The sequence below is a fragment of the Actinophytocola sp. genome (assembly GCF_036402745.1).
Lineage (GTDB): Bacteria > Actinomycetota > Actinomycetes > Mycobacteriales > Pseudonocardiaceae > Actinophytocola.
Genome location: NZ_DASWSJ010000034.1, coordinates 12,934 through 36,723 on the forward strand (window position 1 = coordinate 12,934; position 23,790 = coordinate 36,723).

A 23,790-nucleotide genomic window follows, 5' to 3' on the forward strand; every position below is an offset into this window, starting at 1 on the left:
TATCGAGGTGGGTGGTGGCTGGGTGCCGTCACGGTCCCCTGAGGTTCCGGTAGTGCCGGGGGTCGACCGGGCCGCCGAGAGACGTGCCGGACCTTTCCTCGACGGAGCGCTAGAACCCGGCCAGCTCGGCCAGGCGGGCGACGTGCTCGGCCGGGCTGCCGAACAGCCGCAGGCCGCCGTGCGCGCGCTTGAAGTAGCGGTGCGCGTCGTGCTCCCAGGTGATCGCGATGCCGCCGTGCAGCTGGATCATCTCGCCGGCCACCTCGTGCAACGCCTCCGCGCAGTGCGCCTTCGCCACGGCCGCGCGCAGCGGCAGCTCCTCCGGCGTGGCGAGCGCGGCGGACAGGGCGGCCGACTCGGCGGTCTCCACCAGCACGTGCATGTCCGCCATCCGGTGCTTCAGCGCCTGGAACGAGCCGATGGGCCGGCCGAACTGCCGGCGCTGCCAGGCGTAGGCCACGGTCAGCTCGAGGCACCGCGCCGCCGTCCCCGCCTGCTCGGCCGCCAGCGCCACGCACGCCACGTCCCGCACCCGGGCGACGTCGACCGGGCCCACCAGGCGGCCCGCGGCCGCCGGCAGGGACACCGAGGCCAGCCGCCGGGAGAGGTCCATCGTCGGCGTGTGCGCACGCCGCGCGGCGCCCGGCTCGACCTCGAAGAGTGCCGGGCCGTCATCCGTCCGGGCGACCGCCAGAAGAACGTCCGCGGTGTCCCCGTCCAGCACGTAGGCCGCCGAGCCGTCGACCACCCAGCCGGACCCGGACCGCCGCGCCGAGCACGCCGGGGCGGCCCACCCGGACGCCGACGCCCAGGCGAGCGCGACCACCGAGCCGGCCGCGACCCGCGGCAGCACGACGTCGTCACCCGCCGAGACCAGCGCGGCGGCGGCGAGCACGGAGCCGAGCAGCGGCGACGGCGTCAGCGTCCGCCCCAGCTCGTACTGCACGACGAACACCTCGGCCAGGCCCGCACCCAGCCCGCCGCACCCGGGTGGCACCAGCAGCGCCGGCGCGCCGAGCTCGGTCAGCGGCCCCCAGCAGCCGGGTTCCTTGCCCAGCAGCCGGCGCACCGCGTCCCGCAAGGCAAGCTGGTCCTCGGTCAACCGCACGCCGTCAACTTAACCAAACAGTTGCTTGGTTGCCTAGGGCGTCCCCCGATCGCGCAGGTTCGATATTCTCAGTGACGGGTCGGGGGCCCCGGAGACAAAGCACGCGAGGAGTACCTGGTCATCGAGAAGGGTGCACTGGTCGCAGGCCGTTATCGGTTGCTCGAGCAGGTCGGCAGCGGCGCGATGGGCGTGGTGTGGAAGGCGCAGGACGAGCGCCTCGACCGCACCGTGGCCATCAAGCGTCTGCTGGTCCGCTACGCGCTGTCGGAGGCCGAGTCCGAAGAGACCCGCCGCCGCGCCATGCGGGAGGCGCGGATCGCGGCACGCCTGCAACACCGCAACGCCATCGCCATGTTCGACGTCGCCGAGCACGAGGGCGACCCGTGCCTGGTGATGGAGTTCCTGCCGTCCCGCAGCCTCTCCGCGGTCCTCGCCGAACGCGGCACGCTCCCACCCGCGGAGGTCGCCGAGATCGGCGCCCAGGTCGCCGCGGCGCTGGCCGCCGCGCACGCGGTCGGCATCGTGCACCGCGACGTCAAGCCGGGCAACATCCTGCTCGCCGACAACGGCACCGTGAAGATCACCGACTTCGGCATCTCCAAGGCGCTCGACGAGGGCACGGTCACCACCCAGACCGGGATGGCCGGCACGCCCGCCTACCTCGCCCCCGAGATCGCCCGCGGCGAGGACCCGAGCCGCGCGTCCGACGTGTTCTCCCTCGGCTCCACGCTCTACCACGCCGTCGAGGGCCGGCCGCCGTTCGGCACGAACTCCAACCCGCTCGCGCTGCTGCACGCGGTCGCCTCGGGCAACGCGCCACCGGCGCGCAACGCCGGCCCGCTCGCCGACACCCTCTCCAACCTCATGCGCCCGGACCCGGTGACCCGGCCGACGATGCTCGCCGCGGCCACCGCGCTCGGCAGCCCCGCCGCCGCCCCCACCAAGCCGACGGGCCCGGCCATGAAGCCCGCCACCGGCCCGGCGACCCCGCCCCGGCCGGTCGCCGTGCTGCCCCCGCCGGCGCCACCGACCCGGCCCACCACCGCGCTGACGACCACCCCGGTGGCACCGCCCGCCCGCACCCGCGACCCCAACCGGCGCAACCTGACGATCGTCGCGGTCGCCGCGCTGCTCGTCGTCGCCGGCGTGATCGCCGCGATCCTGCTGCTCAACAAGCCCCAGCCGGGCGTCTCCCAGGGCAACGTCGGCAACCCGACCACCCAGCCGTCGGCGCCGAGCGGGCAGCCGTCGTCCGAGGCGCAGTCGCAGACCAGCACCAACACGATCCCGGCGAACGGGCCGATCGACTACAGCCAGGCCGGCCAGCTGGTGATCGACTACTACGGCAACTTCGCCGACCCGGCCAGGCGGTGGGCGATGCTGTCGGCCAACGCCCAGGCGCTGTTCGGCGACGAGAACGCGTTCCGCGGGTACTGGTCCCAGTTCAGCGACCTGAGCTCGAAGAACGCGCGCGGCGTGACCCCGAACGGGGACGGCTCGGTGAACGTGCCGGTCGACGTGACCTACACCAGGAACGACGCGCCGAGCCAGCAGCACAAGACCCTGCGGGTCACCCGGGTGAACGGCAAGCTGGTCATCGACTCCGAGGCCCGCTAGAGCGCGGCCAGCACCCGATCCCGGTGCCACGACTGGGTTCCCCACGCCGACCGCAGCGCGCGCACCTTCGTGAGCCACAGGCCGAGGTCGTACTCGAGGGTGTAGCCGACCGCGCCGTGCACCTGCAGCGCCGCGCGCGCCGCGCGGTAGGCGGCGTCCGCGGCGGCCACCCGGGCCGCCGAGACGTCCCGCGGCGCGCCGGTCACCGCGGCCGCGTGCACCAGCGGGCGGGCGAACTCCAGCGCCACCAGCACGTCGGCCAGGTGGTGCTTGACCGCCTGGAACTCGCCGATGGCGCGGCCGAACTGCCTGCGCTGCCTGACATACGCGGTCGCCTGCTCGAGGAGGCCACGCCCGAGCCCGAGCAGCTGCGCCGCGCAGCACAGCACGCCGGCCTCGAACGCCCGCGCCGCGGCCGGCGCCACGCTCGGGCCGTCCGCCACCAGGTCGGTGCCGTCCACCGCGCCCAGCCGCCTGCTCGCGTCCACCGAGCTCGCGAGCCCGAAGTAGGCGGCGAGACCCACCCGGTCCCCGTCCACGACGAACACCGGCGCGGCCACGTCCGCGTCGAGCGCGTAGGGCACGTGCGGCGGCATCGCGAGCGAGGCCGGCCGGTCCCCGGTGGCCAGCTGCGGGAGCCACCGCCCGGCGACGTCGTCGCCGAGCCCGGTCAGCAGCGCGGGCACGGCCGCGAACGACTCGGCCAGCGGGCCGGGAACGGCGTGCCGGCCCAGCTCCTCGAACACCACCACGAGGTCCACCGGGTCCGCCCCGAGCCCGCCGAACCGCTCCGGCACCGCGAGCCCGGCCACGCCGACCTTCGCCAGCCGCCGCACCACCTCCAGGCCGGGCCCCGGCTCGCCCGCACCCCACGCGCGGATCGCCGCCGGCACGTCCGCGTCCGACAGCAGCTCGTGCACGGTGGCCGCGAGCTGGCGCTGCTCCTCGCTCCGCAGGAACCTCATCGGTCCCCCCGCGGCAGGCCGAGCAGCCGTTCGGCGACGACGTCGCGCTGGATCTCGTTGGTACCGGCGTAGATCGGCCCGGCCAGCGCGAACAGGTACCCGCCGAGCCACTCGCCGTCGAGCTCCCCGGCCACGCCGAGCAGGTCCAGCGCGGTCTCGTGCAGTGCGATGTCCAGCTCGGACCAGAAGAGCTTGGTCACGCTCGACTCCGCGCCCAGGCTGGCGCCCTCGGCGAGCCGGCTCACCGTGCCGAACGTGTGGAGGCGGTAGGCCTGCGCGCCGATCCAGGCGTCGACGACCCGGTCCCGCTGCGCCGGATCCGGCTGCTCGCGCCACAGCCCGACGAGCCGGCCGGCCGCCGCGGTGAACCGGCCGGGGCTGCGCAGCGTCAGCCCGCGCTCGTTGCTCGCCGTGCTCATCGCCACCCGCCAGCCCTCGCCCGGCTCGCCGAGCACGTCGGCGTCGGGCACGAACACCTCGTCGAGGAAGATCTCGGCGAACCCGGGCGTGCCGTCCAGCTGCGGGATCGGCCGGACGGTCACCCCGGCCGCCCGCAGGTCGAACATCAGGTAGGTCAGCCCGCGGTGCCGCTCGGCGCCCGGGTCGCTGCGGAAGAGGCCGAACGCGCGGTCGGCGAACGCGGCCCGCGACGACCACGTCTTCTGTCCACTCAGGAGCCAGCCGCCGTCGGTGCGGACCGCGCGGCTGCGCACCGCGGCGAGGTCGGAGCCGGCCTCGGGCTCGGACCAGGCCTGCGCCCAGATGTCGTCCGCGCGGGCCATCCGGGGCACGATCCGTTGCCGCTGCTCGGGAGTGCCGAGCGCGAGCAGCGTCGAGCCCAGCAGCGCGATGCCGTTCTGGCTCACGCGCCCGGGCGCCCCGGACGCGTAGTACGTCTCCTCGAAGACCAGCCACTCCAGCAGCGAGCTGCCGCGCCCGCCGTACTCCCGCGGCCAGGTCACCGCGGACAGCCGCGCGTCGGCCAGCCGGTGCTCCCACTCGCGGTGCCGGGCGAAGCCGTCCGGGGTGTCCATCGGCGGCAGCGGCCGCGCCGGCACGTTGGCCGCGAGCCACTCCCGCACCTCGTCCCGGAACGCCACCACGGACGCGGGCAGGTCAAGATCCACCGGCGTCCCTCATCGATCGGGCGTCCATGCCGCCGAGCGCGTCGGTCGAGGTCTCCGCGTTGTGCGCGTGGGCGAAGTGGTGCAGGCCGAACACCGAGTCCATTCCGGACCGCAGGCCCATCTGGTCCTCGGCCTGGTTCACCGCGCGCTTGGTGAGCGCGAGCCCGAACCGGGGCATCTCGGCGATCCGGCCGGCGAGCGCCCGCGTCTGCGTTACCAGCTCCTCGCGCGGCACGACCCGGTTGACCATGCCCAGCTCGAGCGCGCGGCGGGCGTCGAAGCGGTCGCCGGTGAACAGGAACTCCTTGGCCGCGCGCGGGCCGAGCACCCACGGGTGCGCGAAGTACTCGACGCCGGGAATCCCCATGCGCACCACGGGATCGGCGAAGAAACTGTCGTCGGCCGCCACGATCAGGTCGCACACCCAGGCGAGCATCAGCCCGCCCGCGACGCAGGCGCCGTGCACCATCGCGATGGTGGGCTTGGGGATCTCCCGCCACCGCCGGCACATGCCGAGGTAGACCTCCATCTCGCGGGCGTAGCGCTGGTCGCCGCCGGGCTTGCCGACGTGGTCCCACCACAGCACGGCCTTGCGCTCGAACGTCGTGTCGACGTCGCGGCCGGGGGTGCCGATGTCGTGCCCCGCGGAGAAGTGCTTGCCCGCGCCGGCCAGCACGATGACCTTCACCGCGTCGTCGTCGACGGCCCGGGTGAACGCCGCGTCGAGGGCGTAGGTCATGGCCGAGTTCTGCGCGTTGCGGTACTCCGGGCGGTTCATCGTCACCGTCGCCACCGGCCCGTCGACCTCGTAGCGGACGACCTCGTCCGGCACGCCGACCACCTCCAAAGCAATTGCTTGGTAGGCTAACACCCCATGGCGGACCTGACGGACTTCCGCGCGACGCTGCGCGAGTGGTTGGCAGACAACCTGTCCGGCGAGTTCGCCGCGCTGCGCGGGCTCGGCGGGCCCGGCCGCGAGCACGAGGCCTACGACGAGCGCATCGCCTGGGACCGGCACCTGGCCGCGGCCGGGTGGACGTGCCTCGGCTGGCCGGTCGAGCACGGCGGCCGCGGCCTCGGCCTGGAGCACCGGGTCGCCTTCCACGAGGAGTACGCCGCCGCCGGCGCGCCGGCGCGGGTCAGCCACGTCGGCGAGGAGCTGCTCGGCCCGACGCTGATCGCGCTGGGCACGCCGGCCCAGCAGCAGCGGTTCCTGCCGGGGATCAAGGCGGTCGGCGAGCTGTGGTGCCAGGGCTACTCCGAGCCGGGCGCGGGCTCCGACCTGGCGTCGGTGTCGACGTCGGCGACGCTCGACGGGGACCACTGGGTGCTCACCGGGCAGAAGGTGTGGACCTCGCTCGCGCACGTGGCGCAGTGGTGCTTCGTGCTGGCCCGCACGTCGCCGGGCTCGAAGCGGCACACCGGCCTGTCCTATCTGCTCGTGCCGATGGACCAGCCGGGCGTCGAGGTCCGTCCCATCGTGCAACTGACCGGCGGGTCGGAGTTCAACGAGGTGTTCTTCGACGGCGCCCGCACCCCGCGCGACCTCGTGGTCGGCGAGGTCGGCGGTGGCTGGGCGGTGGCGATGCGGACGCTGGACTTCGAGCGGGGCGCGGCGACGCTGGGCCAGCAGGTGGGCTTCCGCCGCGAGCTGGACGCGCTGGTCGCGCTCGCCCGGGACACCGGCGTGCTCGAGGACCCGCTGCTGCGCGAGCGGCTGGCGCGGGCGCGGCTGGGCCTGGAGGTGATGCGGGCGCACGCGTTGCGCACGATCGGCGGGACGGGCAACGAGGCGTCGGTGACCAAGCTCGTATGGGCCACCTGGCACCGGTCCCTCGGCGAGCTGGCGATGGACGTGCTCGGCGCGGCCGGGCTGGTGGCGCCGGCCGGCGAGCTGTCCGACTGGCAGCGGTTGTACCTGTTCAGCCGGGCCGACACGATCTACGGCGGGTCGAACGAGATCCAGCGCAACATCATCGCCGAGCGCGTGCTCGGCCTGCCCCGGGAGGCACGCCCGTGATCCCCGCCTACCCGCCCGGCCGGGACCTGCTGGCCGGCAAGGTCGTGGTGGTCACCGCGGCGGCGGGCACCGGCATCGGCGCGGCGGCGGCGCGGCGGTGTCTCGACGAGGGCGCGCGGGTCGTGGTGAGCGACTGGCACGAGCGCCGGCTCGGCTCGACCGCGGCCTCGCTTTCGGCCGAGTTCGGCCCGTCGGTGCACGCGCTGCCCTGCGACGTGACCGCCGAGGACCAGGTCCAGGCGCTGGTCGCCGGCACGGTCGCGCACTTCGGCCGGCTCGACGTGATGATCAACAACGCCGGTCTCGGCGGGACCGCGTCGGTGCTGGACATGAGCGACGACGAGTGGACCCGGGTGCTGGACGTGACACTGAACGGGACGTTCCGGTGCACCCGGGCGGCGCTGCGGCAGCTGGTCGAGCAGGGCGGCGGCGGTGCGGTCGTGAACAACGCGTCGGTGGTCGGCTGGCGGGCGCAGGAGGGTCAGGCGCACTACGCGGCGGCGAAGGCGGGGGTGATGGCGCTGACCCGCTGCGCGGCGATGGACGTGGCGGCGCACGGGATCCGGGTGAACGCGGTGGCGCCGAGCCTGGCCGCACACCCGTTCCTCGAGAAGGTCACCAGCGCCGAGCTGCTGTCGGACCTGGCCACCCGGGAGGCGTTCGGCCGGGCCGCGGACCCGTGGGAGGTGGCGACCGTGATGGCGTTCCTCGCGAGCGACTACGCGTCGTACCTGACCGGCGAGATCATCTCGGTGAGCAGCCAGCACCCGTAGGTCTAGGGTGCCCAGTAGTGCAGGCAGGGAGGTACCTCGATGGCGCTGATGCCGGTAACGGACTCGATGTTCCTGCTCGCCGAGGCGCGCGAGCATCCGATGCACGTCGGGGGGCTGCAGCTGTTCGAGCTGCCGGACGGCGCCGGGCCGGACTACGTGAGCGAGTTCCACCGGGACCTGCTGTCGCTGGCGGACGTGCGGCCGCTGTTCCGCCGCAGGCCACGCGGGCCGGTCGGGTCGGTCGGCCAGTTCGCCTGGACCAACGACGACCAGCTCGACCTCGAGTACCACGTGCGGCTGTCCGGGCTGCCGCGGCCGGGCCGGGTGCGCGAGCTGCTGGAGCTGACGTCCCGCCTGCACGGGTCGTTGCTCGACCGGCACCGTCCACTGTGGGAGTTCACGGTCGTCGACGGCTTGGAGGGCAACCGTTTCGCGACGTACAGCAAGATCCACCACGCGCTGCTCGACGGCGTGTCCGCGCTCAAGCTGATCCAGAGCTCGCTGTCCGAGGACCCGAACGAGCTGGGGGTCCGGCCGCCGTGGTCGCCGCCGGTGCGGACGAACGTGTTCGACAAGCCGCGCCGCCGCGCCGCGGAGGTCGACCCGTTCACGGCGGCCGGCCGGCTGGTGAAGGACGTCTTCGGCCTGGGCGGCGCGGCGGTGAAAGTGGTCAACGAGGCGTTCCGCGAGCAGTCCGCGACGCTGGCGTTCCAGGCCCCGAAGTCGATGTTCAACGTGCCGATCACCGGCGCGCGCCGGTTCGCCGCGCAGGGGTGGCCGCTCGAGCGCGTCAAGGCCGTCGGCCGCGCGGCGAGCGCCACGATGAACGACGTCATGCTGGCGATGTGCTCGGGTGCGCTGCGCCAGTACATGCTGGATCTCGGTACGCTGCCGGACCGCCCGTTGGTGGCGGCCATTCCCATGTCGCTGCGCGCCCGCTCCGGCGCGTCGTCGTCGGAAGGCTCCCTCGGCGGCAACGCGATAGGCCTGATCCTGTGCAACCTGGCCACCGACAAGCCCGACGCGGCCACCCGCCTGGCCACGATCCACGACTCGATGCTGAAGGGCAAGCAGGTCTACCACGGCATGAGCCGCCTGCAGATCACCGCGCTCAGCGCGATCCCCCTCATCCCCCTGGCTGTCGGCACGGTCCCCGGGATGACGACGCTGACGCCGCCGGGCTTCAACGTCCTGATCTCGAACGTGCCGGGCCCGAGGGAGCCCCTGTACTGGAACGGCGCCCGCATGCAGGGCGTGTACCCGCTGTCCATCCCGTATGAGGGCCAGGCCCTGAACATCACGGTGACGAGCTACGCGGGAAGCCTGGAGTTCGGCCTGACCGGCTGCCGCCGCACGGTCCCCCACCTCCAACGCCTGCTGGGCCTACTGGAGGAGTCCTTGCAGGACCTGGAAAAGGCCACCACCGCTTAGCGAGGGGGTCCCATGGGCCTGTTCGAACTGACCGATGACCGACTCACGGCCGTTCCGACGACCACCTTCGCGGCCGAAGGAGTCCTGGAGCGCCGGGACCTCCAGCGTGTGCTCCGGGACAACATCGGGGCGATCGACGACTCGCTGTTGGTGGTAGCCGAGGAGTTCGGCGACTTCGACGGTAGCGGACGCCGGATCGACCTCCTGTGCGTCGACCGCGAGGCTCGTCTCGTCGTCGTTGAGCTCAAGCGAACGCACGATGGCGGCCACATGGAGCTTCAGGCCCTGCGCTATGCCGCGATGGTGTCGTCCATGACGTTCGACAACCTGGTCGACATCTTCGAACGCCACCTCAGCCGGACAGATCCGGCGACCACCGATGATGCCCGGACGACGCTCACCGACTGGCTCGAAGGCACGGAGGACGACGAGCCGGTCATTTCGGCGGAGGTCCGGATAGTCCTTGTCTCATCCGGGTTCGGCACCGAGATCACCACAACGGTGCTGTGGCTCAACAACGTCTACGATCTCGATATCAGCTGCGTCAAGCTGGTCCCGCATCGGGTTGACGGCCGACTGCTCCTCGACATAACCCAGCTCATCCCGCTCCCGGAAGCCGAAGAGTTCACGATCAAGCTCCGCCGTCGGGAGCAGGCCGTGCGCGCGGCCGCCAGCGGGCGGGACTGGACGCAGTATGTGATCACCAGTCCGTCGGGAACGTCCGAACCGCTGCGGAAGCGGTGGGCGGTCCTCGAGATGGTGAAGGTCCTCCACGAGGCAGGAGTGCCGGGCGCGACGTTGGCCGACGCGCTGCCGAACGCCAGGTTTCTCAACGTAGTCGGCACGCCCACGGGCGACGATCTCATCGAGGCATACTGCGACAGTTACTCGAGGATGCGACGGAACATCGGCAAATGGTTTCTCGATCAACCGATCCGCGATCAGGACCAAACATGGGTGTTGTCGAAGATGTGGGGTCGGCAAACCGTGCCAGCGCTCGACAAACTCGTGGCCCTCGCGCCGCACGATGGGTTCGGCTACCGGGCCGTGTGATCCGTCCTCGGTAGCCCGGCGATGATCTCCGTCGCTTCCTTGACCATGCCGTCGATCAGGTTCGCGCACGTCGGCAGGTCGGTGATCGCGCCGACCACCTGGCCCGACGCCAGCACGCCGGTGTCCGGGTGGCCCTCGACCAGGCCCGCGCGGAGCAGCATCGGAGTGTTCGCGGCCATGACGACCTGGGACCACGTCAGCTTGCGGGTTCGGCGCATCGCCACGCCGTCGCGGATCAGGGTGGGCCACGACAGGCCTGTCAGGCGGCGGAAGCGGGTCGCGTTGCGGACGGCTCGCAGCAGGGCCGACGCGCGGCCCGCGTGTTCCAGGGCGTCGACCAGGTCGGTGCGCAGGACCCGGTGCGGGATCCCGTCCACGCGCGTGGTCACCACCGTGCCCGTCAGGTCGCGGGCCAGGTACGCCTCCTTCACCGCCTGCGGCACCGTGCTCTCCGCCGTCAGCAGGAACCGGGTGCCCATCGCCACCCCGGCCGCCCCGTACGCCAGCGCCGCCACCAGGCCGCGGCCGTCGTAGAAGCCCCCGGCCGCGACCACCGGGATGTCCACCGCGTCCACAACGGACGGCAGCAGCAGGGTCGTCGCCACGCTGCCGGTGTGGCCGCCACCCTCACCACCCTGCACGATCACGGCGTCGGCGCCCCACGCCGCGACCTTCACCGCGTGCCGGACCGCGCCCACCGACGGGATCACCACCACGCCGGCGTCCTTCAACGTCTCTATCAGCGAAGCGGACGGGGCCAGCGCGAACGACGCCACCCGCACGCCCTCGTCGATCAGCAGCTGGACCCGCGCGGGCGCGTCGGTGGCGTCGGCCCGCAGGTTCACCCCGAACGGCTCGGCCGTCCGGGACCGCACCTCGCGCACCGCCGACCGCAGCTCCGCCAGCGTCATCGTCGCCGACGCCAGGATGCCCAACCCACCCGCGGCCGCCACCGCCGACACCAGCCGCGGCCCCGCCACCCAGCCCATCCCGGTCTGCACCACCGGATGCCGCACCCCGACCAGCCGGGTCAGCGCCGTGTCGAGCGTCACGACGGCACCTCGGCCTCGCGCCGGCGGTCCGGGTCGAGCGAGCACAGCAGCCCCAGCTCCGCGGCGGTCGGCTTCCGGGTCACGGTGACCCCGTTGACCTCCAACGGAAAGCCGGTCTCCGACACCACGTCCGACACCGCCACCCCGGGATGCACCGACACCAGCCGCATGGTCCGCAGCGGGCCGCCGAAGTCGAGCACCGCGAGGTTCGTCACCACCCGGTGCAGGTCGTGGTACGGCCCGGCGGACCGGTCGTAGCCCACGCCGGACACGACGTCCACCTTGGACACGAACACCCGCACGGAATGTCGCGGCACCCAGTAGCTCGTCCGGTGGTTCACCGTGTTCCCCGGCGCGCCGCGAAAGCCCAGCAGCTGCCGCTTCGGCTTGGCGTGCGGGCCGATGCACGAGATGTTCTGGTTCCCGTGCCGGTCCAGCTGGTTCGCGCCCATCACGACGTGCCGGCGCCCGTGCGCCAGCAGGTCGAACACCGCCCGGTACGGCAGCCAGCCCTCGGCCACGCCGTCCGCGGCCACCAGGGTCGCCTCGCCGTCGGACAGCAGCAGGTCCGGCGCGAACGTCAGCCGCGCCAGCCGCGCGCCGAGCGATGGCAGCAACCCCATGGGACTCGCCAGGATCTCGCCGTCGTCGCGGAACAGGTCCGCGCACGCGACGGCACACACGTCGGCCCGCGACCCGGTCATGACCGCACCGCCGCCTGGTAGGAGGCCTCGTCGCCGGCCAGGTACCTGTCCGCGAAGGACGGCCACTCGGTCGACGCGTACTCGCGCTGGAACGACTCGTCCCGCCCGTAGTCCGGCACACAGCTCGTGAAGTGCGCGCCACCAGGGGTCTCCACGACGCCGTCGACCATCATCCTGTTCAGCAGCAGCGACTGCGGCGGGCCCAGCGCGGCGAAGGACGCCGTGTCCACAACGGACTCGCAGGACACGTACCGCCGCGCGGCGGCCAGGCAGAACAGGTCGTCGAAGTACGGGTCCGGGCCGAGGTACTGCGCGTTGCCGTGCCGGTCCGCCCGGTTGAGGTGCACCAGCGCGACATCCAGCCGCAGCGGCGGCATCGCCACCACAACCTCGCCGTCGTAGGGCGAGCGAACGGTCCGCAGCGACGGGTCCAATGTCAGCACGTCCGACGCGATGCCCGCCCTGATCGGGAGGAACGGCAGCCGCTGCGCGGCCGCCTTGAGTCCACATTGGAGCATGCCTTCGTCGAGCTCGCGCACCGCGATCGCGCCGGCCTCGCGGGCCCGGCGGAAGTGCGGGTCGTAGGCGATGGTGTCCAGCGACACGAAGCCGAACACGACCTCCCGCACCTTGCCCGCCGCGCACAGCAGGCCGACGTCCGGACCGCCGTAGGACACGATCGTCAGCCTCCGCAGCCGCGACCGCAGGATCGCCCGGACCAGCGCCATCGGCTTGCGCCGCGACCCCCACCCGCCGATCCCGATGGTCATCCCGTCGGACAGCGTGCCGACCACCTCGTCGGCGGTCATCCGCTTGTCCCTCACGAGCCCTCCAGGAACCGGTCACGGGCCTCGTCCGACGCGCCGGTCAGGTTCAGCTCGAACGTGAAGCCCTGCTCGAACCGGTAGCTGCGGTGCACGTCCTGCCCGTCGATGCCGTTGATCGCGGCCTTCGCGGCACGGATCACCCGGGTGTCCTTCGCCGCGATCTCCTTGGCCAGCAGCAGGACGGCGGCCTCCAGCTCGGCCACCGGGACCACCCGGTACACCGAGCCGTGGTGGTGCAGCTCGGCCGCCGTGATGGTCGAGGCCGTGTAGTACAGCGCCCGCATGAGGTGCTGCGGCACCAGCCGCGCCAGGTGTGTGGCCGCGCCCAGCGCGCCTCTGTCCACTTCGGGCAGTCCGAACGTGGCGTCCCCGGCGGCGAGCACCACGTCCGCGTTGCCCACCAGCCCGATGCCGCCGCCGAGGCAGAAGCCCTGCACGGCGGCGATGACCGGCACCGCGCAGTCGTACACCGCGCCGAACGCCGCGTGGCAGCCGTGGTTGGCGCCGATCAGCGCGTCGTGTCCCGGCACGCGCTGGATCTCCTTGATGTCCACCCCGGCGCAGAACCCGCGACCGGTCGCGCGCAGCACCACGACGTGCGTCGCCGGGTCGCGCCCCGCCGCGGTCACCGCGTCCGCGAGGTCGAACCAGCCCCGCACCGGCAATGCGTTGACCGGGGGGAAGTCCATCGTGACCACGGCGACGCCCGGTTCGGGCCGGCTCGTCGACACACCCATGAGACCGCCTAACCTAGCAAGTGCTTGGTTAGCCTAGCACCTCTCGATGATCGTGCCGGTGGACAGCGCGCCACCCGCACACATGGCGATCAGCGCGGTCGAGGCGTCCCGCCGCTCGAGCTCGTGCAGCGCCGTGGTGATCAGCCGGGTGCCGGTGCCGCCGACCGGGTGGCCGAGCGCGATGGCGCCGCCGTTGACGTTCACCAGGTCCGGATCCGGCTCGTGCACGGACATCCACGACAGCACCACCGACGCGAACGCCTCGTTGACCTCGAACAGGTCCAGGTCGCCGATCTTCATCCCGGTCCGCGCGAGCAGCGCGCCGGTCGCCTGTACCGGCCCGTCGAGGTGGAAGTACGGCTCGGCGCCGACCAGGCACTGCGCCACGATCCGGGCGCGCGGCGCCACGCCCAGCGAGCGGGCCCGGTCGGCGGACATCAGCAGCACGGCCGACGCACCGTCGGAGATCTGCGACGACGTCCCCGCCGTGTGCAGCCCGCCCTCGACGACCGGCGCCAGCCCGGCGAGCGCCTCGACCGAGGTCGGCCGCAGGCCCTGGTCCTGGCTGACCGCGCCGACCGGCACGATCTCGCGCGAGAAGTGCCCGGCGTCCCACGCCGCGCGCGCCCGGGCCTGGGACAGCGCGCCGAACCGGTCGAGCTCCGATCGGGACAGTCCCCGCCGGACCGCGATCCGCTCGGCCGCGACGAACTGGTTCGGCAGGTCGATCGACCACGAGTCCGGCCGCGGCGTGCCGACGTCCACGCCCAGGTTGGACCGCAGCGGGACCCGGCTCATCGCCTCGACCCCGCACGCCACGCCGACCTCGATGACGCCGGCCGCGATGAGCCCGGCGATCAGGTGGGTGGCCTGCTGGGCCGACCCGCACTGGGAGTCGACGGTCAGGCAGCCCGCCCGGTACGGCAGGCCGGCGTGCAGCCACGCGGTCCGGGTGATGTTGTTCGACTGCTCCCCGGCCTGGGTCACGCAGCCGCCGATCACCTGCTCGACGAGATCAGGTTCCACCCCGGTCCGGTCCAGCAGCGCCCGCTGCGCCGTCCCCAGGATCTCGGCGGCGTGCAGGCCGGACAACACGCCGCCACGCTTGCCGATCGGCGTGCGCACCGCCGACACGATCACCGGATCGCCCATCACAGCTCCCTTGCGTCGCTGCCTCACAAAATAGAACGTGTTACCGATCTCGGCAACCAACGGCAGGTCAACGCTTCACTTGACGGGTACCCGTATGTTTGAATCCAGTAGAACGTGTTCCACTGATGCTGGAGGTACCAGGTGGCCGCTCCCCGCATCCCCGCCGGCTTCGACTTCACCGATCCCGACCTGTACGCGGAGCGCGTCCCGGTCGCCGAGTTCGCCGAGCTGCGCCGGACCGCGCCGGTGTGGTGGAACGCCCAGCCGCACGGCCTCGCGGGATTCGGCGACGACGGCTACTGGGTGGTGAGCCGGCACGCCGAGGTCAAGGAGGTCTCGCGCAACAGCGAGGTCTTCTCCAGCGCCGAGAACACCGCGATCATCCGGTTCAACCCGGACATGACCCGGGAGAAGATCGAGGCGCAGCGGCTGATCATGCTCAACATCGACCCGCCGCACCACTCCAAGGTCCGCGGCATCGTCTCCCGCGGCTTCACGCCGAAGGCGATCAACCGGCTGCGGGACAAGCTCGCCGAGCGGGCGGAGCGGATCGTCGCGACGGCCAAGGCGCGGGGCGGCGGCGACTTCGTCACCCAGGTCGCGTGCGAGCTGCCGCTGCAGGCGATCGCGGAGCTGCTCGGCATCCCGCAGGACGACCGGCACAAGGTGTTCGACTGGTCCAACCAGATGGTCGCCTACGACGACGAGGAATACTCGATCAACCCGGAGGCCGCGTCCGCGGAGCTGCTCGGCTATGCGTGGAACATGGCCGAGGACCGCAAGAGGTGCCCGGCCGACGACATCGTCACCACGCTCGTCAACGCCGACATCGACGGCGGCAACCTCGGCTCGGACGAGTTCGGCTTCTTCGTGCTGCTGCTCGCCGTGGCGGGCAACGAGACGACCCGCAACGCGATCACCCACGGCATGCACCAGTTCCTCACCAACCCCGACCAGTGGGAGCTCTACAAGGCCGAGCGCCCGGTGACCGCGGCCGACGAGATCGTCCGCTACTCGACGCCCGTGATGTCCTTCCAACGCACCGCGACGCGGGACACGGCGCTCGGCGGCGTGGAGCTCAAGCAGGGTGACCGGGTCGGCATGTTCTACAGCTCGGCCAACTTCGACGCCGAGGTGTTCGCCGACCCGCAGCGCTTCGACGTGACCCGCGACCCCAACCCGCACCTGGGCTTCGGCGGCACCGGCGCGCACTACTGCGTCGGCGCGAACCTGGCCAAGGTCGAGATCGACCTGATCTTCAACGCGATCGCCGACCACATGCCCGGCATCCGCGGGGTGGCCGAGCCGCGCCGGCTGCGTTCGGGCTGGCTCAACGGGATCAAGGAGCTGCAGGTCACCTACTGATCGGCGGTGGCCGGCTCGTCGGCCGGTTCGTCCGAGGGCTGCGCGCCCGAGGGCTGGGCGTCCGAGGCCAGGGCGTCGGAGGCTTGCTCACCGGCGTCGGCGACCCGGCTGAGGAAGTCCTTGATCACCGCGAGCTGCTCGGCGTCGTAGTCCGCGCAGATGTCGTTCATGGACGCGCGCATGCCGCTGTAGAGCCGGAAGATCTCGCTGCCCCGGTCCGGCAGCACCCGCACGACGACAGCCCGGCGGTCCGCGGGGTCGCGGTCGCGAACGACCCAGCCGCTGCGCTCGAGCCGGTCGATCACGCCGGTGATCGTGGCCGGGTGCATGCCCGCGCGCTTGGCCAGTGCGCTCGGGCCGATCGGGCCGTACCGCGCGATGATGTCCAGGCAGGCGAGGTCGGCGTCGCGGACCGAGACCCGCGCGCCCACCCGGTGGTTGAGCACGACGAGGTGCCCGTTCACGTCGCGAAGGGCGCCCTGCACCTCGTTCGCGAGTCGCCGCCGCTGCCGACGATCCTCTGGTACGTTGTTCATATAGTACGACTTCCGTATTGTATGCGATGCGGTCTCAATGTACCTGGTGGCGAAGGGTGTGGGTGGGCATGAAGCTGACAGTATTCGGCGCGACCGGGGGAATCGGCGGCCACATCGTCAGGCAGGCACTCGACGCGGGCCACCCGGTGACCGCGGTGGTGCGCGACCGTGCGCGGCTCGACGTCCCGGACCAGCCGGCCCTGCGGGTGGTCACCGTGCCCGGCCTCGCGGACCCCGAGCCACTGGAGCCGGCCCTGGTAGGCAGCGACGCGGCACTGTCGGCGGTAGGCGGCCGTTCGCTGAAGGACGCCGGCGTGGCGACGACCGCCACCCGCGGCATCCTCGGCGCGCTGGAGGCCACCGGGGTGCGCCGGTTCGTGGCCGTGAGCGCGATGCCGGTCGGCCCGATCCCGGACGGCGAGGGCTTCCTCGGCCGCCGCCTCGCGTACCCAGTGGTGCGCCGCATCCTGCGCAAGGTCTACGACGACCTCGAGCAGATGGAGGCCGACATCCGCCGCAGCGGTCTCGAGTGGACCGTGATGCGCCCACCGCGCCTCACGGATAAGCCCCTGTCCGGCAAGTACCGCACGACAGTCGGCGCCAACGTCGCGAACGGCAGCTTCATCTCCCGAGCCGACGTGGCCCACGCGATGCTCGCCATGCTGACTGACCCCCGAACGATCGACCAACCGGTGGGCGTGGCGCTCTAGTCCGCCTCCCCGGGATTAAAAGTGTGCGTGCGTCCCGGCGAATAGTGCGGGTATCGAGGTGGATGGTGGCTGGGTGCCGTCACGGTCCCCTGAGGTTCCGGTGGTCGACGCAGGACTTCACACGATGATCTACGAGACAGGCCTTAGCCGTATTTGCACGGGCCTTTGGTTGTGGGATGACACGAGCTGACTGATCGTGAGGTGGGAAGGCCTCCCCGCGGAACGGCTCGCGGTCTCGTCGCCGACAGCCAATCGTGGCGGGGGGCTGCGTCGTCGTGGGTGCTGCGCGGTCCGCGATCGACCCATCACCGCCACTCCGTGCGGCGCCGCAACAGCCGTGCCCGCATCGCGCGGGTCGAGGTATGGCACGCGAACAGGCTGTGCATCCATTACCTCCCAACGACATGACGCCGGCGATCTCGCGAGCCGGTGCGGACGGCTGCCCTTTGGGGAAGCTTCGGCGGCCCGGCGGCCGGTCCTCGCGGGCGCGTTCCGCGGGGCCGGCTGCAGCAGGCTGACGGTATGTCGGGCCGGTGGTGTGTCGCGCCGACCGTCTTCCTCCTGGTGGCGGTCGGCACCACCGCGTGTGGGGGCGCCTCGGACCAGACCGTCTCCTTCTGTAATGGCTACGGCACCGCCATGCACGAGCTGGTGGTGGCCGCCCGGCAGTACCCGGACGCGCCTGCCCAGTTCGCGACCGTCTACAAGGCCACCATGGCCGACCTCGACCGGCTGCGGGCCGGCGCGCCGAGCGACCGGCTGCGCGAGGCGTTCGACACCGCGTCGTTCACGTTCACCGTGTTCAGTCAGGACTCGGCCCGGGCGGACTTCCTGACCAGGGCCGACTTCAAGGACAACGCGCTGGTGCTGGCCTGCGCCGAGTACGGGATCGAGCTCACGCCTGCCGCAGGGTAGCCATGGCCCGCTCGGCCTCCCAGAACGCGCGCATCGACACGATGAGCCCGGTGGCGTCGACCCGGTAGACGAACACGCCTTCCGTGTCCACGCGGGAACCGCCCGAGAGGAACGCGGTGATCGTGCCGACGTTGGCCACCTCGTCGCCCGCGGCGAACGAGTCGCGCATGACGAACTCGAACCGCTCGACGTTGGCGATGGCGAGGTCCCAGAACGCGCCGATGGCCGCCCGGCCGCGGTGGCCTGCGCCCGTCGGGTCGAACATGGACACGCCGACCGGGTCCTCGACCACGCCGTCCTCGGCGAACAGCGCGACCCACTCCGCCTTGGCGCCACGGCACACCGCGTCCATCGATCGCCGCGACGCCGTGCGCGCCGGGTGCGTGGTGTCCGGGCCGCTCCAGGTGATGGCCGTCATAACTTCCCCATGATCTCGTCGGCGAAGCGCTTCATCCCGTCCTTCTTGGCCTCGAGCGGGCCGTCGAGCCCGACGCCGTAGAACACCCACGGCACGACGATGGCGTCGGTGACCCCGAGGTCGGCCTGCTGGCGGTAACCCTCGACGCCGAACCGGTCGACGCACACCGCCTGGACCTCGAACGGGCCCGTCCGGTCGTACTCCGCGCGCAGCTTCCCCAGCTGGTCGATGACGTCGCGCAGGTCGGCGAACGTGATCATGGCGGAGGTCCAGCCGTCGCCGGTGCGGGCGGCCCGGCGCAGCGCCGCCTCGGTGTGACCGCCGACGTAGACCGGCACCGGCTCGGTGGGCGCGGGGCTCATCTGCAGCTTGTCGAAGTCGTAGAACGTGCCGTGGTACTCCACCATCCCGCCGCCGAGGATGAGCCGGACGACCTCCACGGCCTCGTCGGCGCGGGCCCCGCGGTGGTCGAACTGCCCGCCGCACCACCGGCTCTCCTCCGGCGACCAGCCGAGGCCGATGCCGAGCCCGAACCGGTTGCCGGTGAGCGCGGCCACCGAGCCGATCTGCCGGGCCAGCAGCACGGGGTTGCGCGGGTTGAGCTTGAGCACCTGCGTGTAGAACCGGATGGACCTGGTGACCGCACCCATCCACGCGGCGGCGACGAACGGGTCGACCCACGGCGTGTCCGCGTCCCAGAACCGCGAGCCGTCCGGCGTGTACGGGTACTTGGCGGACACCTCCGCGGAGAAGAACAGCGAGTCCGGCAGCGCGATGGCGGAGTACCCGCACTCCTCGGCGGTGCTCGCCAGCTCGCCCAGCTGGTCGAGCGGGCTGAGCGCGACCGCGACGGTGAACTTCATGGCTTCTCCGATCCGACCACCCACATCGAGAAATACTGCGAGCCGCCGCCGTACGCGTGGCCCAGCGCACGCCGGGCACCGTCGACCTGGTGCTCGCCCGCGCGACCCATCACCTGCATCGCGGCCTCGCCGAAGCGCAGCATCCCCGACGCGCCAATGGGATTGGACGACAGGACACCACCCGACGGGTTGACCGGCAGCCGGCCACCGAGCTCGGTCTCGCCCGCCTCGGTGAGCTTCCAGCCCTGGCCCTCGTCGGTGAAGCCCAGGTTCTCGAGCCACATCGGCTCGAACCAGGAGAACGGCACGTAGATCTCGGCCGCGTCGAGCTGCGCCAGCGGATCCGTGATGCCGGCCTGGCGCCACAACGCCGCCGCCGCGTCCCGGCCCGCCTGGGGGTTGACCTGGTCTCGGCCGGCGAACGTGGTGGGCTCGGTGCGCATGGCCGACGCGTGGATCCACGCGGCGGTCCGGCCCGTCGCGGCCTGCTCGTCGCCGAGGACGATGGCGCACGCGCCGTCGCTGGAGGGGCATGTCTCGTCGTATCGAATCGGGTCCCACAACATGGAAGACGCGCGAACGGACTCGAACGTGATATCGGGCTGGCGTAAATGTGCGAACGGATTCTTGGCGCCGTTGCGCCGGTCCTTCACCGCGACGAGCGCGCCGATGTGGTCCGGCGCGCCGGACCGGCGGATGTAGGAGCGCACGTGCGGCGCGAAGTACCCACCCGCGCCGGCGCCGACCGGCATGTGGAACGGCGGCATGATCGACAGCGCCCACATCGCGTTGGACTCGGACTGCTTCTCGAACGCGACCGCGAGCACCCTGGCGTGCTCACCGCCGTGCACGAGACTCGCCGCCACGTTTGCGGTCGAGCCGCCGACCGAGCCCGCGGTGTGCACGCGCAGCAGGGGTTTCCCGGTGGCGCCGATGGCGTCGGCGAGGAAGAGCTCCGGCATCATGACGCCCTCGAACAGATCCGGCGCCTTGCCCAGCACGACCGCGTCGATGTCGGCGAACGTCACGTCGGCGTCGGCGAGCGCGCGGTCGATCGCCTCGCGGCACAGGCCGGCCATCGTCACGTCGAGGCGCTTGCTGCGGTGGTGGGTCTGGCCGACCCCGAGGACGGCGGCTCGCTGCTTCGCCATCAGGTGCCCTCCAGTACGCACACGAGGTTCTGCTGCAACGCCGGGCCGCTCGTGGCGTGCGCGACGGCCCGCTCACCTGGTGCGATGCGAGTGGCCGCCGCGCCGATGCGGACGAGGCCGGCGGCGAACATCGGGTTGCCGCACAGCGGGCCGCCGGACGGGTTGACCGTCACCTCGCCGCCCAGCCCGAGTGCCTGGCGCAGGAGGATCTCCTGGTGGGTGAACGGCGCGTGCAGCTCGGCGAGCGTCACGCCGTCCGTGCCGACCGCCTTCGCGGCGGCCACAGTGGACGGTGAGGCGGTCAGGTCGCGGGCGCCGAGGTGCGCGGTCTCGACCCGGTGCTGGATGCCCACGATGCGGGCCGGCCGGTCGCACAGGTCCTTCGCCCGGTCGGCCGTCGCCAGCACGACGACCGCGGCCCCGTCGGTGATCGGCGCGCAGTCGTGCTTGCGGAGCGGATCCGCGAGGTACGGGCGCGCGAGGAGCTCGTCGGCGGTGACCTGCTCGTGGACCTGGGCGTGCGGGTTGGCGCCCCGGCTGCGGGCGGCCACCTCGGCCATGTCGCGCTCGGTCCACAGGCCGGCGTCGATGCCGAGCCGGGCCTGCAGGCCCGCGATGCTCACCGAGTCGGGCCACAGTGGACCAACGGTGTACGGGTCGAGCTGCATCGCGAGGACGCGCCGGAGGTGGCCGGCGCTCGACTTGCCGAAGCCGTAGACGAGCGCGGTGTCGACCTCGCCGGTGCGGATCTTCACCCAGGCCTCGTAGAGCGCCCAGGCGGCATCGGCCTCCACATGGGACTCGTTGATGGGCGGGAACGCGCCGACGGCGTCGACCGCGGCGATGAACGAGAAGGCGCGGCCGGCCAGGTAGTCCGAGGAGCCGGAGCACCAGAAGCCGATGTCCTGCTTGGCCAGGCCGGTGTTCCCGAGTGCCTGGCGGATGATCGGCACGAGCATCTCGACGCCGTTGGTGGTGCCGTGGGTCTCGCGCACGTCGGGCGCCTGGGCGAAGGCGACGATCGCGACGTCGGTGCTGGTCATAGGTGCCGCGCGTAGGTGTCGTAGGGAGCGTCGGGCTCGCCGGTCGGCCTGAAGTGGTCGATGTTCTCGAGCGTGGTGCCCCACTCGTCGCGGGGCTTCCAGGCGGCCTCGACGCGCATGCCCATGCGGACCTCGTCGGCGGCGCAGCCGAGGACGAGGTGGAGGAAGGCGATGTCGGCGCCGTCGAGCAGGATGTAGGCGGCGACGTACGGGGGTTTGATGCGCTGGCCGAGGAAGGGCACGTTGACGATGCAGAAGGTGGTGACGATGCCGCGGTCGGGGAGCTCGACCTCTTCTTCGGTCGGTACGCCGTCGGTCGGGCACGCGCCACGCGGTGGGAGGTAGACCTTCCGGCAGGCGGGACAGCGTTGGCCGAGCAGCTTGCCGTCCTTCAGGCCACGCAGGTAGCGGCTCTCCTCGGGGGAGGCGGAGTGCAGGTAGCTGAGCTCGATCGGCGTGGTGATCATCGTGATGGGCTCGGCCTCGCGGGGCCCGGCCGGGGGTTCGTCGTCGATGGGCGCGAAGCACGCGATGTCCCGGATGCCGTTGCCCTGCGTGTCGGCCCACCGGGCGCGGACCCGCATGCCGGTGTGGGTTTCGTGGGCGTCGACCGCGTGCAGCATGGGGGTGTCGGCGCCGTCGAGCTTGATCATGGCCCAGTGGAACGGGCGCTGGAGCGGTTGTCCCGCAAGGGGTTCCGGTTGCGCGCACCAGGTGGTGACGGTGCCGGTGTGCGCCACCTCGACCAGGTCGGTGAGGGGCTCGCCGGTGGCGGGGTCGTACTCGGGGGGTGGCACGTGCACGCGTCCGTCGGTGCCGCGCGCGCCGAGGATCCGCCGCTGGGCGAGCCCGGTGACGAACCGGCTCAGGGTGGGGCCGAGCGACCGGGTGTAGTCGAACCCAATGTCCAGCGGCGCGGACAGCGGCACCTGATCGACACTCACACCCTGAGTGAAACACGTTCTACTTTGCCGGGCAAGTACCGCCCGCCAGCTGACCCACCTCAGCCTGGGGACGCTCGCCGGTGCGCGACCTGTGCTCCACCGTCGCCAACCAGCCGAGGGTGTTCCACGGGTTCCGCCGACCTGCCCCACCACAGCGGACAGGTACGACAGTCGGCCTGGTATCGAACGGGTGACCTAGTCCCGACTGGAACACGATCTACCATGCCCGCATGAAGCTTGGACTGCAGCTCGGGTACTGGGGTGCCGGCATACCACCCAATGCGGCCGAGATGGTCGCCGTCGCGGACGAGGTTGGGTTCGACGCGGTGTTCGCGGCCGAGTCGTGGGGGTCGGACGTGTTCACGCCGCTCGCCTGGTGGGGGTCGCGCACCACGCGGGTCCGGCTCGGCACGGCGGTCGCGCAGCTGTCCGCGCGGGCACCGACCGCCACGGCGATGGCCGCGCTCACCCTCGACCACCTCTCCGGCGGCCGCGCGATCCTCGGGCTCGGCGTGTCCGGGCCGCAGGTCGTCGAAGGCTGGTACGGCGCGCCGTTCGGCAAGCCGCTCGCCCGCACGCGCGAGTACGTGTCGATCATCCGCCAGGTCCTCGCGCGCGAGGCGCCGGTCGCGAGCGCCGGACCGCACTACCCGCTGCCCTACGCCGGCGCGGGCGCCGACGGGCTCGGCAAGCCGCTGCGCCCGATCACCCACCCACTGCGGGCCGACCTGCCCATCTGGCTCGGCGCCGAGGGTCCCAGGAACGTGGCGCTCGCCGCGGAGATCGCCGACGGCTGGCTCGCCGTCTACTTCACCGACACGCTCGCCGACCAGTACAACTCCTGGCTGGACGAGGGGTTCGCGCGACCCGGCGCGCGCCGGTCGCGGGCGGACTTCGAGGTCGCCGCCAGCGCGTCGGTCACGATCACCGACGACCCGGCCGCCGAGTACGACAAGCACCGGCCGGTCATCGCGCTCTACGCCGGCGGCATGGGTGCCGCGGAGAAGAACTTCCACGCGGACCTGTTCCGCCGGATGGGATACGGCAGCGTGGTCGACGAGGTCGGCGCGTTGTTCCGCGAGGGCCGCAAGGCCGACGCGGCCGCCGCGGTGCCGGACGAGCTCGTCGCCGAGACCGCGATCATCGGCACCGCGGACCAGGTCCGCGCCCGGGTCGGCCGGTGGGCCGACCGCGGCGTGACGACGCTGATGGTCGGCTGCGAGAACGCCGAGCAGGTCCGCGCCGTGGCGAAGGTCCTTGCCGACAACTGAAACACGTT

General features: G+C 72.2%; 24 protein-coding genes. 9 read left to right on the forward strand and 15 right to left on the reverse strand.

Annotation, left to right across the window (positions count from 1 at the left end):
• Positions 1 to 109: 109 nt before the first annotated feature.
• Entirely contained in the window at positions 110 to 1,108 is a 999-nt protein-coding gene (locus VGD70_RS02860; protein WP_331077791.1) for an acyl-CoA dehydrogenase family protein, read from the reverse strand.
• Between the two features lie 156 nt (positions 1,109 to 1,264).
• Between VGD70_RS02860 and VGD70_RS02865 the strand changes: the two genes are divergently transcribed.
• On the forward strand, positions 1,265 to 2,725 hold the full coding sequence (locus VGD70_RS02865) for a serine/threonine-protein kinase (protein WP_331077793.1): 1,461 nt from the start codon (positions 1,265 to 1,267) through the stop codon (positions 2,723 to 2,725).
• Here VGD70_RS02865 and VGD70_RS02870 read toward each other — a convergent pair.
• From VGD70_RS02870 to VGD70_RS02880, 3 genes are read right to left on the reverse strand one after another with little or no spacing between them, the layout of a single operon-like run.
• Positions 2,722 to 3,690, reverse strand: a complete 969-nt coding sequence (locus VGD70_RS02870) for an acyl-CoA dehydrogenase family protein (RefSeq protein ID WP_331077795.1) — start codon at positions 3,688 to 3,690, stop codon at positions 2,722 to 2,724. The two genes, VGD70_RS02865 and VGD70_RS02870, sit on opposite strands and share 4 nt — an antisense overlap.
• On the reverse strand, positions 3,687 to 4,817 hold the full coding sequence (locus VGD70_RS02875; protein WP_331077797.1) for an acyl-CoA dehydrogenase family protein: 1,131 nt from the start codon (positions 4,815 to 4,817) through the stop codon (positions 3,687 to 3,689). Before VGD70_RS02875 ends, VGD70_RS02870 begins: the two co-directional genes overlap by 4 nt.
• The gene (locus VGD70_RS02880) at positions 4,807 to 5,649 is read right to left on the reverse strand and encodes an enoyl-CoA hydratase (protein WP_331077799.1); all 843 of its coding nucleotides are present in this window, start codon (positions 5,647 to 5,649) and stop codon (positions 4,807 to 4,809) included. Before VGD70_RS02880 ends, VGD70_RS02875 begins: the two co-directional genes overlap by 11 nt.
• A 42-nt stretch (positions 5,650 to 5,691) precedes the next feature.
• Here VGD70_RS02880 and VGD70_RS02885 point away from each other — a divergent pair, with 42 nt between their 5' ends.
• The 4 genes from VGD70_RS02885 to VGD70_RS02900 are packed head-to-tail and all read left to right on the forward strand — an operon-like array spanning position 5,692 to position 10,094.
• A complete protein-coding gene (locus tag VGD70_RS02885) occupies positions 5,692 to 6,837 on the forward strand; it encodes an acyl-CoA dehydrogenase family protein (RefSeq protein WP_331077801.1) in 1,146 nt (381 codons plus the stop codon).
• Entirely contained in the window at positions 6,834 to 7,610 is a 777-nt protein-coding gene (locus tag VGD70_RS02890) for an SDR family oxidoreductase (protein WP_331077803.1), read from the forward strand. Before VGD70_RS02885 ends, VGD70_RS02890 begins: the two co-directional genes overlap by 4 nt.
• Before the next feature lie 39 nt (positions 7,611 to 7,649).
• On the forward strand, positions 7,650 to 9,041 hold the full coding sequence (locus VGD70_RS02895; protein WP_331077805.1) for a wax ester/triacylglycerol synthase family O-acyltransferase: 1,392 nt from the start codon (positions 7,650 to 7,652) through the stop codon (positions 9,039 to 9,041).
• A gap of 12 nt (positions 9,042 to 9,053) precedes the next feature.
• The gene (locus VGD70_RS02900; RefSeq protein ID WP_331077807.1) at positions 9,054 to 10,094 is read left to right on the forward strand and encodes a hypothetical protein; all 1,041 of its coding nucleotides are present in this window, start codon (positions 9,054 to 9,056) and stop codon (positions 10,092 to 10,094) included.
• Here VGD70_RS02900 and VGD70_RS02905 read toward each other — a convergent pair.
• The 5 genes from VGD70_RS02905 to VGD70_RS02925 are packed head-to-tail and all read right to left on the reverse strand — an operon-like array spanning position 10,079 to position 14,566.
• Positions 10,079 to 11,146 (reverse strand): nitronate monooxygenase, encoded by a 1,068-nt coding sequence (locus VGD70_RS02905; RefSeq protein WP_331077809.1) that lies wholly within the window; start codon positions 11,144 to 11,146, stop codon positions 10,079 to 10,081. The genes VGD70_RS02900 and VGD70_RS02905 overlap by 16 nt on opposite strands.
• The gene (locus VGD70_RS02910; protein WP_331077811.1) at positions 11,143 to 11,850 is read right to left on the reverse strand and encodes a CoA-transferase subunit beta; all 708 of its coding nucleotides are present in this window, start codon (positions 11,848 to 11,850) and stop codon (positions 11,143 to 11,145) included. The genes VGD70_RS02905 and VGD70_RS02910 overlap by 4 nt, the downstream gene beginning before the upstream one ends.
• Positions 11,847 to 12,674, reverse strand: coding sequence for a CoA transferase subunit A (locus VGD70_RS02915; RefSeq protein ID WP_331077813.1), 828 nt, complete (start codon positions 12,672 to 12,674; stop codon positions 11,847 to 11,849). The genes VGD70_RS02910 and VGD70_RS02915 overlap by 4 nt, the downstream gene beginning before the upstream one ends.
• On the reverse strand, positions 12,671 to 13,414 hold the full coding sequence (locus tag VGD70_RS02920; RefSeq protein ID WP_331077815.1) for an enoyl-CoA hydratase family protein: 744 nt from the start codon (positions 13,412 to 13,414) through the stop codon (positions 12,671 to 12,673). Before VGD70_RS02920 ends, VGD70_RS02915 begins: the two co-directional genes overlap by 4 nt.
• Positions 13,415 to 13,447: 33 nt before the next feature.
• A complete protein-coding gene (locus VGD70_RS02925) occupies positions 13,448 to 14,566 on the reverse strand; it encodes a steroid 3-ketoacyl-CoA thiolase (RefSeq protein ID WP_331077817.1) in 1,119 nt (372 codons plus the stop codon).
• 141 nt (positions 14,567 to 14,707) lie between these two features.
• On the opposite strand from VGD70_RS02925, the gene VGD70_RS02930 reads away from it, so the two are divergent.
• On the forward strand, positions 14,708 to 15,931 hold the full coding sequence (locus tag VGD70_RS02930) for a cytochrome P450 (protein WP_331077819.1): 1,224 nt from the start codon (positions 14,708 to 14,710) through the stop codon (positions 15,929 to 15,931).
• On the opposite strand, the gene VGD70_RS02935 is transcribed toward VGD70_RS02930, so the two are convergent.
• Positions 15,925 to 16,467 (reverse strand): MarR family transcriptional regulator, encoded by a 543-nt coding sequence (locus tag VGD70_RS02935; protein ID WP_331077822.1) that lies wholly within the window; start codon positions 16,465 to 16,467, stop codon positions 15,925 to 15,927. The genes VGD70_RS02930 and VGD70_RS02935 overlap by 7 nt on opposite strands.
• Before the next feature lie 68 nt (positions 16,468 to 16,535).
• Here VGD70_RS02935 and VGD70_RS02940 point away from each other — a divergent pair, with 68 nt between their 5' ends.
• Together VGD70_RS02940 and VGD70_RS02945 are read left to right on the forward strand one after the other, a co-directional pair.
• Positions 16,536 to 17,177 carry an NAD(P)-dependent oxidoreductase gene (locus tag VGD70_RS02940; protein ID WP_331077824.1) on the forward strand — a complete coding sequence of 214 codons (642 nt, stop codon included), beginning with the start codon at positions 16,536 to 16,538 and terminating at the stop codon, positions 17,175 to 17,177.
• 522 nt (positions 17,178 to 17,699) lie between these two features.
• Positions 17,700 to 18,092 carry a hypothetical protein gene (locus tag VGD70_RS02945; protein WP_331077826.1) on the forward strand — a complete coding sequence of 131 codons (393 nt, stop codon included), beginning with the start codon at positions 17,700 to 17,702 and terminating at the stop codon, positions 18,090 to 18,092.
• On the opposite strand, the gene VGD70_RS02950 is transcribed toward VGD70_RS02945, so the two are convergent.
• From VGD70_RS02950 to VGD70_RS02970, 5 genes are read right to left on the reverse strand one after another with little or no spacing between them, the layout of a single operon-like run.
• Positions 18,073 to 18,510, reverse strand: a complete 438-nt coding sequence (locus VGD70_RS02950; protein ID WP_331077828.1) for a nuclear transport factor 2 family protein — start codon at positions 18,508 to 18,510, stop codon at positions 18,073 to 18,075. The genes VGD70_RS02945 and VGD70_RS02950 overlap by 20 nt on opposite strands.
• Positions 18,507 to 19,373, reverse strand: coding sequence for a TIGR03619 family F420-dependent LLM class oxidoreductase (locus VGD70_RS02955; RefSeq protein WP_331077830.1), 867 nt, complete (start codon positions 19,371 to 19,373; stop codon positions 18,507 to 18,509). The genes VGD70_RS02950 and VGD70_RS02955 overlap by 4 nt, the downstream gene beginning before the upstream one ends.
• Entirely contained in the window at positions 19,370 to 20,524 is a 1,155-nt protein-coding gene (locus tag VGD70_RS02960) for a thiolase domain-containing protein (protein WP_331077832.1), read from the reverse strand. Before VGD70_RS02960 ends, VGD70_RS02955 begins: the two co-directional genes overlap by 4 nt.
• On the reverse strand, positions 20,524 to 21,567 hold the full coding sequence (locus VGD70_RS02965; protein WP_331077834.1) for a thiolase domain-containing protein: 1,044 nt from the start codon (positions 21,565 to 21,567) through the stop codon (positions 20,524 to 20,526). Before VGD70_RS02965 ends, VGD70_RS02960 begins: the two co-directional genes overlap by 1 nt.
• Positions 21,564 to 22,511, reverse strand: a complete 948-nt coding sequence (locus tag VGD70_RS02970; RefSeq protein WP_331077836.1) for a Zn-ribbon domain-containing OB-fold protein — start codon at positions 22,509 to 22,511, stop codon at positions 21,564 to 21,566. The genes VGD70_RS02965 and VGD70_RS02970 overlap by 4 nt, the downstream gene beginning before the upstream one ends.
• 230 nt (positions 22,512 to 22,741) lie before the next feature.
• Here VGD70_RS02970 and VGD70_RS02975 point away from each other — a divergent pair, with 230 nt between their 5' ends.
• Positions 22,742 to 23,782, forward strand: a complete 1,041-nt coding sequence (locus VGD70_RS02975) for an LLM class F420-dependent oxidoreductase (protein ID WP_331077838.1) — start codon at positions 22,742 to 22,744, stop codon at positions 23,780 to 23,782.
• Positions 23,783 to 23,790 lie beyond the last annotated feature (8 nt).

Excerpts from the sequence above, each read along its gene's own strand:
- VGD70_RS02870 (WP_331077795.1), bottom strand. The coding sequence starts at position 3,690 with ATGAGGTTCCTGCGGAGCGAGGAGCAGCGCCAGCTCGCGGCCACCGTG.
- VGD70_RS02885 (WP_331077801.1), top strand. The coding sequence starts at position 5,692 with ATGGCGGACCTGACGGACTTCCGCGCGACGCTGCGCGAGTGGTTGGCA.
- VGD70_RS02895 (WP_331077805.1), top strand. The coding sequence starts at position 7,650 with ATGGCGCTGATGCCGGTAACGGACTCGATGTTCCTGCTCGCCGAGGCG.
- VGD70_RS02900 (WP_331077807.1), top strand. The coding sequence starts at position 9,054 with ATGGGCCTGTTCGAACTGACCGATGACCGACTCACGGCCGTTCCGACG.
- VGD70_RS02910 (WP_331077811.1), bottom strand. The coding sequence starts at position 11,850 with ATGACCGGGTCGCGGGCCGACGTGTGTGCCGTCGCGTGCGCGGACCTG.
- VGD70_RS02920 (WP_331077815.1), bottom strand. The coding sequence starts at position 13,414 with ATGGGTGTGTCGACGAGCCGGCCCGAACCGGGCGTCGCCGTGGTCACG.
- VGD70_RS02925 (WP_331077817.1), bottom strand. The coding sequence starts at position 14,566 with ATGGGCGATCCGGTGATCGTGTCGGCGGTGCGCACGCCGATCGGCAAG.
- VGD70_RS02935 (WP_331077822.1), bottom strand. The coding sequence starts at position 16,467 with ATGAACAACGTACCAGAGGATCGTCGGCAGCGGCGGCGACTCGCGAAC.
- VGD70_RS02940 (WP_331077824.1), top strand. The coding sequence starts at position 16,536 with ATGAAGCTGACAGTATTCGGCGCGACCGGGGGAATCGGCGGCCACATC.
- VGD70_RS02945 (WP_331077826.1), top strand. The coding sequence starts at position 17,700 with ATGTCGGGCCGGTGGTGTGTCGCGCCGACCGTCTTCCTCCTGGTGGCG.
- VGD70_RS02950 (WP_331077828.1), bottom strand. The coding sequence starts at position 18,510 with ATGACGGCCATCACCTGGAGCGGCCCGGACACCACGCACCCGGCGCGC.
- VGD70_RS02955 (WP_331077830.1), bottom strand. The coding sequence starts at position 19,373 with ATGAAGTTCACCGTCGCGGTCGCGCTCAGCCCGCTCGACCAGCTGGGC.
- VGD70_RS02960 (WP_331077832.1), bottom strand. The coding sequence starts at position 20,524 with ATGGCGAAGCAGCGAGCCGCCGTCCTCGGGGTCGGCCAGACCCACCAC.
- VGD70_RS02965 (WP_331077834.1), bottom strand. The coding sequence starts at position 21,567 with ATGACCAGCACCGACGTCGCGATCGTCGCCTTCGCCCAGGCGCCCGAC.
- VGD70_RS02975 (WP_331077838.1), top strand. The coding sequence starts at position 22,742 with ATGAAGCTTGGACTGCAGCTCGGGTACTGGGGTGCCGGCATACCACCC.